The sequence below is a fragment of the Pseudomonas sp. MWU13-2100 genome, assembly GCF_023242365.1.
GTDB lineage: Bacteria > Pseudomonadota > Gammaproteobacteria > Pseudomonadales > Pseudomonadaceae > Aquipseudomonas.
The window spans coordinates 43,137-56,836 of sequence record NZ_JALLIX010000015.1 but is presented as its reverse complement, the minus strand read 5'-3'; the positions used below and the strand labels follow the sequence as shown (position 1 = coordinate 56,836).

General features: G+C 65.4%; 13 protein-coding genes. All 13 read left to right on the top strand.

The genetic code is table 11. The features are described from left to right. The first annotated feature begins 38 nt into the window (after positions 1-38). The 13 genes from M5B99_RS12930 to M5B99_RS12870 all read left to right on the top strand — a co-directional run bounded on the left by M5B99_RS12930 (position 39) and on the right by M5B99_RS12870 (position 13,675). Positions 39-971: a 4-hydroxyproline epimerase gene (locus tag M5B99_RS12930; protein WP_248804365.1), complete on the top strand. Its 933-nt coding sequence runs from the start codon at positions 39-41 to the stop codon at positions 969-971. Then, entirely contained in the window at positions 968-2,083 is a 1,116-nt protein-coding gene (locus M5B99_RS12925; RefSeq protein ID WP_248804364.1) for an NAD(P)/FAD-dependent oxidoreductase, read from the top strand. Before M5B99_RS12930 ends, M5B99_RS12925 begins: the two co-directional genes overlap by 4 nt. Next, the gene (locus M5B99_RS12920) at positions 2,076-2,312 is read left to right on the top strand and encodes a (2Fe-2S)-binding protein (protein ID WP_248804363.1); all 237 of its coding nucleotides are present in this window, start codon (positions 2,076-2,078) and stop codon (positions 2,310-2,312) included. The genes M5B99_RS12925 and M5B99_RS12920 overlap by 8 nt, the downstream gene beginning before the upstream one ends. Beyond that, positions 2,309-3,565 carry an FAD/NAD(P)-binding oxidoreductase gene (locus tag M5B99_RS12915; RefSeq protein ID WP_248804362.1) on the top strand — a complete coding sequence of 419 codons (1,257 nt, stop codon included), beginning with the start codon at positions 2,309-2,311 and terminating at the stop codon, positions 3,563-3,565. Before M5B99_RS12920 ends, M5B99_RS12915 begins: the two co-directional genes overlap by 4 nt. Before the next feature lie 74 nt (positions 3,566-3,639). Further along, complete coding sequence (locus tag M5B99_RS12910; protein WP_248804361.1) at positions 3,640-4,389, top strand: AraC family transcriptional regulator; 750 nt, start codon at positions 3,640-3,642, stop codon at positions 4,387-4,389. Between the two features lie 376 nt (positions 4,390-4,765). Further along, the gene (locus M5B99_RS12905; protein WP_152742021.1) at positions 4,766-5,584 is read left to right on the top strand and encodes a transporter substrate-binding domain-containing protein; all 819 of its coding nucleotides are present in this window, start codon (positions 4,766-4,768) and stop codon (positions 5,582-5,584) included. A 10-nt stretch (positions 5,585-5,594) separates the two neighbouring features. Continuing rightward, positions 5,595-7,376 carry an aconitase X gene (locus tag M5B99_RS12900; RefSeq protein WP_248804360.1) on the top strand — a complete coding sequence of 594 codons (1,782 nt, stop codon included), beginning with the start codon at positions 5,595-5,597 and terminating at the stop codon, positions 7,374-7,376. After that, positions 7,369-8,034 (top strand): amino acid ABC transporter permease, encoded by a 666-nt coding sequence (locus tag M5B99_RS12895; RefSeq protein WP_103499549.1) that lies wholly within the window; start codon positions 7,369-7,371, stop codon positions 8,032-8,034. Before M5B99_RS12900 ends, M5B99_RS12895 begins: the two co-directional genes overlap by 8 nt. A 10-nt stretch (positions 8,035-8,044) precedes the next feature. Next, positions 8,045-8,695, top strand: coding sequence for an amino acid ABC transporter permease (locus M5B99_RS12890; RefSeq protein ID WP_103499548.1), 651 nt, complete (start codon positions 8,045-8,047; stop codon positions 8,693-8,695). Continuing rightward, positions 8,688-9,410, top strand: a complete 723-nt coding sequence (locus M5B99_RS12885) for an amino acid ABC transporter ATP-binding protein (RefSeq protein ID WP_248804359.1) — start codon at positions 8,688-8,690, stop codon at positions 9,408-9,410. The genes M5B99_RS12890 and M5B99_RS12885 overlap by 8 nt, the downstream gene beginning before the upstream one ends. 305 nt (positions 9,411-9,715) lie before the next feature. Next, the gene (locus M5B99_RS12880) at positions 9,716-10,744 is read left to right on the top strand and encodes a trans-3-hydroxy-L-proline dehydratase (protein ID WP_248804358.1); all 1,029 of its coding nucleotides are present in this window, start codon (positions 9,716-9,718) and stop codon (positions 10,742-10,744) included. 134 nt (positions 10,745-10,878) lie between these two features. After that, positions 10,879-11,796 (top strand): dihydrodipicolinate synthase family protein, encoded by a 918-nt coding sequence (locus M5B99_RS12875; protein ID WP_248804357.1) that lies wholly within the window; start codon positions 10,879-10,881, stop codon positions 11,794-11,796. A 298-nt stretch (positions 11,797-12,094) separates the two neighbouring features. Then, positions 12,095-13,675 carry an aldehyde dehydrogenase (NADP(+)) gene (locus M5B99_RS12870; protein ID WP_248804356.1) on the top strand — a complete coding sequence of 527 codons (1,581 nt, stop codon included), beginning with the start codon at positions 12,095-12,097 and terminating at the stop codon, positions 13,673-13,675. The last annotated feature ends 25 nt before the right edge of the window (positions 13,676-13,700 follow it).

Below are 13,700 nucleotides of genomic sequence, written 5' to 3'. Positions count from 1 at the left end.
CTCTGTCCTTCACTTATCGGAATGGACGTGGCCCTCCCATGAAACGCATCAGCGTGATCGACTCCCACACCGGCGGCGAACCCACCCGCCTGGTGACCGCCGGCTTCCCTGATCTGGGCCACGGCAGCATGGCCGAGCGTCGGCAGCGGCTGGCCGAACAGCATGACCAGTGGCGCGCAGCCTGCGTGCTCGAACCACGGGGCAGCGATGTGCTGGTCGGTGCCCTGCTCTGCGAGCCGGTGGACCCGAGCGCCTGTGCCGGGGTGATTTTCTTCAACAACAGCGGCTACCTCGGCATGTGCGGCCACGGCACCATCGGTCTGGTGGCCTCGCTGGCGCACCTGGGCCGGATCGGCCCCGGCACTCATAGCATCGAGACGCCGGTGGGCACGGTGCAGGCGACCTTGCACGAAGACCGTTCGGTGAGCGTGCGCAACGTCCCGGCCTATCGCTACCAGAAAGCCCTGGCGCTGGAAGTGCCGGGCCTCGGCGAGGTGGTTGGCGATATCGCCTGGGGCGGCAACTGGTTTTTCCTGATGGCCGAGCATGGCCTGGACATCGCCGGCGACAATCTCGAGGCGCTGACCGCCTATACCTTCGCCGTCCAGCAAGCCCTGGAGGCCCAGGGCATTCGTGGTGAAGATGGCGGGCTGATCGATCATATCGAGCTGTTCGCCGCTGACGCCCACGCCGACAGCCGCAACTTCGTCCTCTGTCCCGGCAAGGCTTACGACCGCTCCCCCTGTGGCACCGGCACCAGCGCCAAACTGGCGTGCCTGGCGGCCGACGACAAGTTGCAACCGGGGCAGATCTGGCGGCAGGCCAGTGTGATCGGCAGCGAGTTCGAGGGCTCCTACGAGCGTCAGGGCGAGCGCATCGTGCCGACCATTCGTGGCCGGGCCTTTATCAGCGCCGAGGCCAGCCTGATCATCGAACAGGACGACCCCTTCGCCTGGGGCATTCGCCCGTGAACGAGGGTCGGGTGGCCGATGTGATCGTGATCGGCGCTGGCATCGTCGGCGCCGCCTGTGCCCAGGCGCTGGCCCGGCGCGGCGTGCAGGTCCTGGTGCTGGACGCCGGCCTGGCGGGGGCGACGGCGGCGGGCATGGGCCATTTGCTGGTGCTCGACGACAATCCGGCCGAACTGGCCCTCAGCCAATACTCCCTGCAACGCTGGCGCGAAACGGCCGCGAGCCTGCCCGACGCCTGCGCCTACCGTGGCAACGGCACCTTGTGGCTGGCGGCCAATGCCGAAGAAATGGCCGTGGCCCAGGGCAAATACCTGAACTTGCAGGCCCGGGGCGTGGCCTGCGAATTGATCGGCGGCAGCACCTTGCGCCAGCGCGAACCCGAATTGCGCGAAGGCCTGGAAGGCGGCCTGCTGATCAATGGCGACGGCATTCTCTATGCGCCGGCGACAGCCCGCTGGATGCTTGAGACCACCAATATCAGCCAACGCCGGGCGCGGGTCAGTAAAGTCGAGGGCAACCGTGTGCGCCTCGACGACGGTCACTGGCTGCAGGCCGATGCGGTGGTGCTGGCCAACGGCGTCCAGGCCGGCGAACTGTGCCCGGAATTGCCGATCGTGCCGAAAAAGGGCCACTTGCTGATCACCGACCGCTATCCCGGTAAAGTCACCCATACCCTGGTGGAACTCGGTTACGTCACCAGTGCCCACAACGCCAGCGGTCCTTCGGCGGCGTGCAATATCCAGCCGCGCCCGACCGGGCAACTGTTTATCGGCGCCTCGCGGCAATTCGGCACCAGCGACCCGCAGGTCGAAGGCTGGATGCTCGCCAAAATGCTCAAGCGTGCTGTCGAGTACATGCCCGGGCTGGCGCAACTCAATGGCATCCGCGCCTGGACCGGCTTTCGCGCCGCCAGCCCTGACGGTTTGCCGCTGGTGGGCCAGCACCCGCAACGCCAGGGCCTGTGGCTGGCGGTCGGGCACGAAGGCCTGGGGGTGACAACAGCCCCCGGCACCGCCGACCTGCTGGTGGCACAACTGTTCGATGAAACACCGCCGCTGGCCGCACAACCTTATCTGCCGCAACGTTTTCTGGGAGAGCCGGCTTATGCCTGAATTGCTGCTGGACGGCCACGTCCTGAGCGTCGCCGAAGGGACCAGCGTCGCCGCCGCCCTGGCGCTGGGCGGCGACGGTTGCAGCCGCACATCGGTCAGCGGCCAGCGCCGCGCGCCCCTGTGCGGCATGGGTATTTGCCAGGAATGCCGGGTGAGCATCGACGGCCGCCGGCGCCTGGCCTGCCAGACCCTCTGTCGTGACGGCATGCGCGTGGAGACTCGGGCATGAGCGAATACGCCGACCTGCTGATCATCGGTGCCGGCCCCGCCGGCATGGCCGCCGCCCTCGCCGCCGCGCCCAGCGCCGCACGCATCGTCATCCTCGACGACAACCCGTTGCCCGGCGGGCAGATCTGGCGCGACGGGCCGCAGGCCACGCTGGCCAAGCAAGCCCGGCGTCTGCGCGAAGAACTGGAGAGCCACGGCAATATCCAACGCCATGCCAGCACCCGGGTGATTGCCTGCGCCGGGCCGAAACAGCTGCTGGTCGAGGACGATAAACGCGGCTGGGTGATTGCCTATGACAAACTGATCCTGTGTACCGGCGCCCGTGAACTGCTGCTGCCCTTCCCCGGCTGGACCCTGCCCGGCGTGACCGGTGTCGGCGGACTCCAGGCGCTGATCAAGGGCGGCCTGCCGGTGCGGGACGAGCGCCTGGTGATCGCCGGCAGCGGCCCTCTGCTGCTGGCCAGCGCCGCGACCGCCAAACACAACGGCGCCCGGGTGCTGCGCATCGCCGAACAGGCGAGCGCAAGCACCGTCGCCGGTTTCGCCGCGCAACTGCCGCGTTGGCCCGACAAACTGCTGCAGTCGTTCAGCCTGTTCGACCGCCACTACCGAACCGGCAGCCATGTCCTCGCCGCCCTCGGCACGGATCGGCTGGAAGGCGTACGCCTGCAGCAGCAGGGCAAGATCGTCGAACTGGCCTGCGATCGCCTGGCCTGCGGTTTCGGCCTGATCCCCAATACCCAGCTCGGCCAGGCCCTGGGCTACGCCCTCGAGGGTCAGGCGCTGGCGGTCGATGCCTGGCAAGCCGGCAGCCGCGCCGAGCATTACGCGGCGGGCGAATGCACCGGTTTCGGTGGCAGTGAGCTGGCCCTGGTCGAAGGGGCGATTGCCGGCCACGCGGCGGTCGGTGAGCGTCCGCAGGCCCAGGCCTTGTGGCCGCTGCGGGCACGCTGGCAGGGCTTTGCCAAGGTCTTGAACCGCACGTTCCGCCTCAACCCGTCACTCAAGTCACTGGCCCAAGCCGATACGCTGGTGTGCCGCTGCGAAGATGTGCCCTACTCCGCACTGGCCGCCCACGCCGACTGGCGCGAGGCCAAACTGGCCAGTCGCTGCGGCATGGGCGCCTGCCAGGGCCGGGTCTGCGGCGCCGCCGCGCAGCACCTGTTCGGCTGGCAACCCTCGGCGCCGCGCCCGCCCTTCAGCCCGGCGCGAATCGAGACCTTGCTGTGCCTGGACGACACGCCTCCGGCCTGAATGCCGGCCCGGGGCTTCCGGGCCTGGCGGCAAGCCTCTATGATCCAGAAGATCGCCCCCAGGCTTCCAGCCCCATGTATGCCTCGCTCAGCCACTTCAAACCCTGCGACCTGCCGACCCTGCTGAGCAGCTTGCAGCCGATTGCGCCGCTGCTCGATACCCTGGCGGACGTGGTGTTTTTCATCAAGGACCGCGAGGCGCGCTACGCCTTCGTCAACCAGACCCTGGCCCGGCGCTGCGGCTTCAAGGAAAGCGCCGAGCTGCTCGGACGCACCGCCGACATGGTCTTCCCGGAACGCTTCGGCCCGCTCTACACCGCGCAGGATCGGCGGGTGCTGTCGAGCGGTCGCGAGCTGGCCGACCAACTGGAACTGCACCTGTATTACGGCAACCAGCCGATCTGGTGCCTGACCCACAAACTCGCGCTGTATGACCGGCAAGGCCATATCGTCGGCCTCGCCGGGATCTCCCGCGATCTGCAACTGCCGCAGTCCAGCCACCCGGCCTTCCCGAAACTCGCCGCGGTGGATGCCCATATCCGCAGTCACTTCGCCCGGCCCATCAGCCTGGCCGAACTGACGGCGATTGCCGGGTTCTCGGTGGCGCAACTGGAGCGCCATTGCAAGCGGGTGTTCCAGCTCACCCCGCGGCAGATGATCCACAAGGCGCGTCTGGAGGAATCCTCGCGGCTGTTGCTGCACACCGACTTGCCGATCACCGAAATCGCCCTGCGTTGCGGTTACACCGACCACAGCGCCTTCAGCCGCCAGTTCCGCGCCCTGACCAGCCTGGCGCCCAGCCAATACCGCGACAGCCGGCGCTGAGCCTCCCAGCCCCTTGAAACCCACAACACTGTTGTGTGGTGTCAGTGTGGGAGCGGAGCTTGCCCGCGAAGCTTTTGGCGGCCTCAAGGGCCTCTTCGCGGGCAAGCTCCGCTCCCACAATGATCGAGTCGGCGCTGGCTGAAGGCGGTGTTCCTTTAAAGGGCGCCGCTACAAAAACATGCTCCCTTCTGTAACACCCCCCCCATCCCCATAAAACCGGCAATCGGGCCCTGGCCACCTGACAACCCCTCTAACCCAAGGGCTAACGAAGAATTCAGGTTCTGACATGGAAACGGGCACATTCATTGCTAATATAATATCGTATACGAAATTCCTAATACGCCAGCCAACACCACTCACCGATAACGAGGTCTCCATGAAAAATCCCGTTTTTGCCGCAGCGCTCAGTGTGGTTCTCAGTTCGTCCTTCATCGCCACGGCCCAGGCCGACAAGCTCGACGACATCATTGGCTCAGGCAAGCTGCGTTGCGCCGTGACCCTGGACTTCCCGCCGATGGGCTCCCGTGACGAGAGCAACAAGCCGGTGGGTTTCGACGTCGACTACTGCAACGACCTGGCAAAAGTCCTCGGGGTCGATGCCGAGATCGTCGAGACGCCGTTTCCGGATCGGATCCCGGCACTGGTCTCGGGCCGCGCCGACGTGATCGTCGCCTCCACCTCCGACACCCTCGAACGGGCCAAGACCGTTGGCCTGTCCCTGCCCTACTTCGCCTTCCAGATGGTGGTCCTGACCCGCACCGACACCGGCATCAGCAAGTACGAAGACCTCAAGGGCAAGCCGGTCGGCAACACCAGCGGCACCTTCGAAGCCCTCGCTCTGGAAAAAGACCAGAAGAGCTGGGGCACCGGCAGCTTCCGCGCCTACCAATCGCAGAACGACACCATCCTGGCGGTCGCCCAGGGCCATATCGACGCCACCGTGGTCACCAATACCGTGGCAGCCGCTACGCTCAAATCAGGTAAATACAAGAACCTGAAGGTCGCCGGCAACGCGCCGTACGTGATCGACTACGTCTCGCTGGGGGCCAAGCGCAACGAGTACGGCCTGATCAACTACCTCAACCTGTTCATCAACCAACAGGTGCGTACCGGACGTTACAAGGAGCTGTTCGTCAAATGGGTCGGGACCGAGATTCCGCCGACCGACCTGACCGTGCCCCACGTCTACTACTGAGGAAACCTGAATGCCCAGCACGCCCACTTCCCTGATAGGTCGCAGCCTGGTCGAGGGGGCCGCCCAAGGTCCCTTGCTGTTCGCCGATGTCGGCCTGAGTTTCTGGGGCGGAGTCGATCCGTTCAGTGGCGAGGTGATCGACCGCCATCACCCCCTCAGCGGCGAGCACCTGGCCGGCCGCGTGCTGGCGCTGCCCAGCGGCCGCGGTTCGTGTACCGGCAGCAGTGTCATGATGGAGCTGATCAGCAACGGTCATGCCCCCGCGGCGCTGGTGTTGGCCGAGCCGGATGAAATCCTGACCCTGGGCGTGCTGGTGGCCCAGGTGATTTTCGAGCGCTCCCTGCCGGTGCTGTGCATCGGCCGGGAGGCCTTTGCCGCCTTGCGCGGCCAGGCCTTTGCCCGAGTCGAAGGCAGTCGCCTGACAGTTTTCGACGAGGCACCCAGCGATCACTGGCAGGCACCGGGCACACCGCTGCAGGCACAACCTGCGGCAAGCGGCGTCGCCCTCAGCGAACACGACCTGGCCCTGCTTGACGGCCAGTACGGCAAGGCCGCCCAGGTGGCCATGCGGATCATCCTGCAAATGGCCGAGCTGCAAAGGGCTCCCGCCTTGCTGGACGTGACCCAGGCGCATATCGACGGCTGCATCTATACGGGCCCGGCGAGCCTGCGCTTTGCCGAACAACTGGTGCAATGGGGCGCGCGCGTCCGCGTCCCGACCACCCTCAATTCCATTTCCGTGGACCAGCGCCGCTGGCGTGAGCTGGGCATCGACGCGGCCCTGGGCGTGCCCGCCAGTGCCCTGGGCGATGCCTATATGGCGATGGGCGCGCAACTCAGCTTCACCTGTGCGCCCTACCTGCTCGACAGCGCGCCGAAGGCCGGCGAACAGATCGTCTGGGCTGAATCCAATGCCGTGGTCTACGCCAACAGCGTGCTCGGCGCCCGCACCCAGAAATACCCGGACTACCTGGATATCTGCATTGCCCTGACCGGTCGCGCGCCCTTGATCGGCTGCCATCTGGATGCCCAGCGCAAGGCCCGGCTGATAATCGAGCTGCCCGCCCTGGGCGAACTGGACGATTCGTTCTATCCGCTGCTCGGCTATCACATCGGCGCCCTGGCCGGCAGCCGGATTCCGCTGGTGCTCGGCCTGGAACAGCGCCAGCCGAGCCTGGACGACCTGAAAGCCTTCGGCGCGGCCTTCGCCACCACCTCCGCGGCACCGCTGTTTCATATCGCCGGGGTGACCCCGGAAGCACTCGATCCGAGCCAGGTGCTGGAACCGGATATCCCGCTGCCCGTGGAAAAAATCCGTCTGCCGGACCTGCTGGTCAGCTGGCGTGAACTCAACAGTGCCCGTGACCCACGGGTGGAGGTGGTGTCCCTGGGCAACCCGCATTTCTCCCTCAGCGAATTTGCCCATCTGGCCCGTCTCTGCCGAGGTCGCCGCAAGCATCCCGAGGTGGTCCTGGCCATCACCTGCGGCCGCGCGGTCCTGGAACAGGCCCACGCGGCCGGGCATATCGCGGTGATCGAAGCCTTCGGCGCGACCCTGGTCACCGACACCTGCTGGTGCATGCTCGGCGAACCGGTGATTCCGCCGGCCGCCACCACCTTGATGACCAACTCAGGCAAGTACGCCCACTACGCCCCCGGCCTGGTGGGCCGCAAGGTGCACTTCGCCAGCCTGGCCGAATGCGTCGACGCCGCCTGCACTGCCGTGGCCGGCGGGCGCTTGCCGGCCTGGCTGGCACCGGCCGTCCCAGAGGAGACTCCCGCGCATGTTTGACTACACCTTCCAATGGCGCGCGGCCCTGCGCGCCTTGCCGGACATGCTCGCCGGGGCCGTCGTCACCTTCGAGACCGCCGCCCTGTCGATGATCTTCGGCGTGCTGATCGCCCTGGCCCTGACGGTGATGCGCGAAACCAGAAACCCATTGCTGCGCGGCATCGGCAATGGCTGGGTGTCGATTGCCCGCAACACCCCGTCGCTGTTCCAGATCTACATCCTCTACTTCGGCCTCGGCTCGCTGGACCTGCACGTCAGCTCATGGTTCGCCCTGCTGGCCGGGATCACCTTCAACAACGCCGGTTATCTCGCGGAAAACTTTCGCGGCGGCCTCAAGGCGGTGCCCGATACCCAAGTGCGCGCCGCGCGGTCCCTGGGCATGAGCGCGTTCCAGGCCTATCGGATGATCATTGTCCCGCAGCTGCTGCGCATCGTCTTCTATCCGCTGAGCAATCAGATGGTCTGGGCGGTATTGATGACGTCGCTGGGGGTGGTGGTCGGCCTGAACAATGACCTCACCGGGGTAACCCAGGAGTACAACGTCAAGACCTTCCGCACCTTCGAGTTCTTCGCCATTGCCGCGGTGCTGTATTACCTGATTGCCAAGGCGATCGTCGCGGCAGCCCGGCTGATGGCCTGGCGACTGTTCCGCTACTGAGGAGGTGACCATGTTTTCCACCAGTTTTTCCTGGAATGACCTGCTGTTCCTGCTCAACGGCGCCTGGGTCACCCTGCAACTGACCTTCTGGGCGATTCTCCTCGGCTCTGCCGCCGGGCTGCTGTTCGGCTTGTTGCGGGCGCTGTTGCCCCGCGCCAGCCTGCCCCTGGCCTGGGTGCTGGACGCGTTTCGCAGCGTGCCGTTGCTGATCCAGTTCGTCCTGTTCAATTCGCTGAAAAGCATCGTCGGCCTGAATATCAGCGCCTTCAGCGTCGGCTGCATCGTGCTCGGGGTCTACACCGCCGCGTACTTCACCGAGATCGTCCGCGGTGGCGTGCTCTCGGTGCCCCTCACCCTGCGCCGGGCCAGTCGCTCCCTGGGGCTGAGCTTTCTGCAGGACCTGCGCTGGATCGTCCTGCCGATGGCCACGCGGGTGGCCTTCCCCGGCTGGCTGAACCTGGTGCTCGGGGTGATGAAAGACACCGCGCTGGTGATGTGGATCGGCATCGTCGAACTGCTGCGCGCCTCGCAAACCATCGTCACGCGCATCCAGGAACCGTTGCTGGTGCTGTGCATCGCGGGCCTTATCTACTACGTCATGAGCCTGGTGGTCGCTCGCCTCGGCGCTCGTCTGGAAAGAAGGTGGCAAGAAAATGATTGAGATCGACAACGTACACAAATCCTTCGGCGACCTGGAAGTGGTCAAGGGCGTCAGCCTGACGGTGAACAAGGGCGAGGTGGTGTCGATCATCGGCGGCTCCGGCTCCGGCAAGTCGACCCTGCTGATGTGCATCAACGGCCTGGAATCGATCCACAAGGGCAGCGTGCGCGTCGACGGTATCGAGGTGCATGACAAGGCCACCGACCTCAACCGCCTGCGGCAGAAGATCGGCATCGTGTTCCAGCAGTGGAACGCCTTCCCGCACCTGACCGTGCTGGAAAACGTGATGCTGGCGCCGCGCAAGGTGCTCGGTAAAAGCAGGCAGGAAGCCGAGGAGCTGGCGGTCCGACAACTGACCCACGTGGGCCTGAGCGACAAGCTCAAGACCTTTCCCGGCAAGCTCTCCGGCGGCCAGCAACAGCGCATGGCGATTGCCCGGGCCCTGGCCATGTCGCCGGACTACATGCTGTTCGACGAAGCCACCTCGGCCCTCGACCCACAGCTGGTGGGCGAGGTGCTGGACACCATGCGCATGCTTGCCGAAGACGGCATGACCATGGTCCTGGTGACCCATGAAATCCGTTTTGCCCGCGACGTGTCCGATCGCGTGGCGTTCTTTCGCAACGGCCTGGTGCACGAGATCGGCGCGCCCGACCAGGTCATCGGCAATCCCGTGCAGCCGGAAACGGCGGCGTTCCTCAAATCAGTGAAATAACCGCTCCCCTGTAGGAGCAGAGCTTGCTCGCGAAGAGCCGCTCCTCTGTGGGAGCAGAGCTTGCTCGCGAAGAGCCGCTTCCCTGTGGGAGCAGAGCTTGCTCGCGAAGAGCCGCTCCCCTGTGGGAGCAGAGCTTGCTCGCGAAGAGCCGCTCCCCTGTGGGAGCAGAGCTTGCTCGCGAAGAGGCCGGCACAGGCACCGCGAACAAGAGCTGAATGGCCGCCTTCGCGGTTCGCGGGCAAGCCGGGACGCCGGACCGCCCGCTCCTACAGGACGGTGAACAGACACAAAAAGAGGTGTATGCAATGCGCTCATCGAAAATCGTTCATGTGGTCAGCTGCCACGCCGAGGGTGAAGTCGGCGATGTGATTGTCGGCGGCGTCGCCCCGCCGCCCGGAGCCACGGTGTGGGAACAGTCGCGCTGGATCGCCCGGGATGAAACCCTGCGCAACTTCGTCCTCAACGAACCGCGCGGTGGGGTATTCCGCCACGTCAACCTGCTGGTGCCGGCCAAGGATCCCCGGGCGCAGATGGGCTGGATCATCATGGAGCCGGCCGATACCCCGCCGATGTCCGGGTCCAACTCGCTGTGCGTGGCCACCGTGCTGCTCGACAGCGGCATCCTGCCGATGAGCGAACCGCAGACCCGACTGGTGCTTGAGGCGCCGGGCGGACTGATCGAAGCCGTGGCCGAGTGCCGGGACGGCAAGGTCCAGCGGGTGGAGATCAAGAACGTGCCCTCGTTCGCCGACCGCCTCGACGCCTGGATCGAAGTCGAGGGCCTGGGTTCGATCCAGGTTGACACCGCCTATGGCGGCGACAGTTTCGCCATCGTCGATGCCCGGCGCCTGGGCTTTGCCATCCGGCCCGACGAAGCCAAGGACATGGTCGAGACCGGCCTGAAGATCACTCGCGCCGCCAACGAGCAACTGGGCTTCGTCCACCCGCTGAACCCGGACTGGTCGCATATCTCCTTCTGCCAGATCGCCGCGCCGGTGGTCTACGAGAACGGTATTGCCACCGGGGCCAACGCCGTGGTGATCCGCCCCGGCAAGATCGACCGCTCGCCCTGTGGCACCGGTTGCTCGGCGCGCATGGCGGTGTTGCAGGCCAAGGGCGTGCTGCAGGTCGGCGAGCGTTTTATCGGGCGTTCGATCATCGGCTCGGAGTTCCACTGCCGCATCGATTCCCTGACCGAACTGGCCGGGCGCGCGGCGATCTACCCATGCCTGTCCGGACGGGCCTGGATCACCGGCACCCATCAATTGCTGCTCGACCCCGCCGACCCCTGGCCGCAAGGCTACCGGTTGTCGGACACCTGGCCCGGTGCCTGAGCGCCAACGCCGCCGCTAGACGGCTGATAGAGAAAAACCGAGGGCGCCCTGACAGCGTCCGGCGAAAAAACACTGGTCTAATTTTTTCACTTAAAATATCGTATACGAAATACGTTAAACCACTGGAGTTAATCATGAGCAAACGCATCAACTGGAGCGGCGTCTTCCCGGCGGTCACCACTCAATTCAACGACGACTTCACCATCAACCTGGAAAAGACCCACCAGGTGATTTCCAACGTGATCCGTGACGGCGTCTCGGGCCTGGTGGTGTGTGGTTCGGTGGGGGAAAACACCTCATTGACCGCCGAAGAGAAAATCGCCGTGACCGAAGTCGCGGTGGACGCCTCCCGTGGCCGCGTGCCGGTGATCTGCGGCGTGGCCGAGTTCACCAGCGTGCAGGCGGCCAAGGTGGCCAACGCGGTGCGCAAGGTCGGGGTCGACGGCGTGATGCTGATGCCGGCACTGGTCTATGGCTCCAAGCCCTTCGAGACCGCCGAACACTACCGCTACGTGGCCAAGAACGCCGACGTGCCGTTGATGGTCTACAACAACCCGCCGATCTACAAAAACGACGTGACCCCGGACATCCTGATTTCCCTGGCCGACTGCGACAACGTGGTGTGCTTCAAGGATTCCTCCGGCGACACCCGGCGTTTTATCGACGTGCGCAATGAAGTCGGCGACCGTTTCGTGCTGTTCGCCGGCCTCGACGATGTGGTGCTGGAGAGTATCGCGGTGGGGGCTGAGGGTTGGGTCTCGGGCATGTCCAACGTGTTCCCGATAGAAGGCGAAACCATCTTCCGCCTGGCCAAGGCCGGGCGCTTTGCCGAAGCCATGCCGATCTACGAATGGCTGATGCCGATCCTGCACCTAGACGCCCGTGCCGACCTGGTGCAGTGCATCAAGTTGTGCGAAGCCATCGCCGGTCGTGGCAGCGCGCTGACCCGTCCGCCACGCCTGGCCTTGCCGGAAGCCGACCGGGTGTTCGTCGAGCAGATCATGGCCAAGGCGATGGCCAACCGTCCGGCGCTGCCGGACGTGGGTCTCTGAGACTCGAACCCAATGCCTCCAACGCCAGCTGGCTGCACACTTGTGGCGAGGGGCAAGCGCCAATACCGCTCAATTAAGGCCGAACACGGTCCCTGTGGGAGCAGAGCTTGCTCGCGAAGAGGCCCTTGAGGCCCCTAAAAGCTTCGCGGGCAAGCTCCGCTCCCACAGGTTCAGTGGCGATCCCATTTCCCCTGACTGAGCGGCATAGGGGCTTGCCCCTTGCCACAAATTTGCCTTCGACGCACCACCGCCATAACCGACTGGCACCAGGATGCCCTTCCTCCTGACAGGAATTTTCATGCCAAAAATCATCGGCCACAACTACATCGGCGGTGCGCGCAGCGCCGTCGGCACCGTCACCCTGCACAGCCATGATGCCAGCAGCGGCGAGGCCCTGCCCTTCGTCTTCACCCAGGCCACGGCTGCTGAAGTAGATGCCGCCGCCCAGGCTGCTGCATCTGCCTACCCGGCCTTTCGTGCGCTGTCAGCCAACCGGCGCGCGGAGTTTCTCGAGGCCATCGCCGCGCAACTGGATGCCCTGGATGACGACTTCATCGCCCTGGTCACCCGCGAGACCGCCCTGCCCACCGGCCGTATCCAGGGCGAACGCGCCCGCACCAGCGGTCAGATGCGCCTGTTCGCGCAAGTCCTGCGCCGGGGTGATTTCCATGGCGCGCGCATCGACCGCGCATTGCCCGAACGCCAGCCACTACCAAGGGTCGACCTGCGCCAGTACCGAATCGGCGTCGGCCCGGTCGCGGTGTTCGGCGCAAGCAATTTCCCCCTGGCGTTCTCCACCGCCGGTGGCGATACCGCGGCCGCGTTGGCTGCGGGCTGCCCGGTGGTGTTCAAGGCCCACAGTGGGCATATGGCGACGGCGGAACAGGTGGCCGATGCGATCATCCGCGCCGCCGAGCAAACCGATATGCCCAAGGGTGTGTTCAATATGATCTACGGTGCCGGGGTCGGTGAAGCCCTGGTCAAGCACCCGGCGATCCAGGCGGTCGGCTTCACCGGCTCCCTGGCCGGGGGACGCGCGCTCTGCGACATGGCCGCCGCCCGGCCGCAGCCGATTCCGGTGTTCGCCGAAATGAGCAGCATCAATCCGGTGCTGGTATTGCCCGAAGCCTTGCAACTGCGCGGCGAAAAGATCGCCCGTGAGCTGGTGGCTTCGGTGGTGCAGGGTTGCGGTCAGTTCTGTACCAATCCGGGCCTGGTGATGGGTATCGCTTCGCCAAGGTTCACGGCGTTCACCGCGCTGCTCAGCGCCTTGATGAACGAACAACCGGCACAAACCATGCTCAATGCCGGCACGCTGCGCAGCTACCGCAACGGCGTGCAGGCCCTGCTCGAGCATCCGGGCGTCAGCCATCTGGCCGGCAAGCCGCAGCAGGGTAATCAGGCGCAGCCGCAGCTGTTCAAGGCCGACGTCAGCCTGCTGTTCAACGGTGATCCGCTGTTACAGGAAGAGGTCTTCGGCCCGACCAGCGTGGTCATCGAAGTGGCCGACAACGCCGAGCTGCAACAAGCGCTACGCAGCTTGCACGGTCAACTCACGGCCACGCTGATCGCCGAGGCCGGTGATCTGCAACGTTATGGCGAGCTGCTGCCGCTGCTGGAGCAAAAGGTCGGGCGGGTGTTGTTCAACGGCTATCCGACCGGTGTCGAAGTCGGCGACGCCATGGTGCATGGCGGGCCTTATCCGGCCACTTCCGATGCCCGAGGCACCTCGGTCGGCAGCCTGGCTATCGAACGCTTCCTGCGCCCGGTGTGCTACCAGAATTGCCCGGATGCCTTGTTGCCCGAAGCGCTGCAAAACGCCAACCCGCTGGGTATCAGTCGCCTGGTCGACGGCCACCACCAGCGCACCCCCCTGTAAAAACCGGGTGCCATCGGCCAGACCG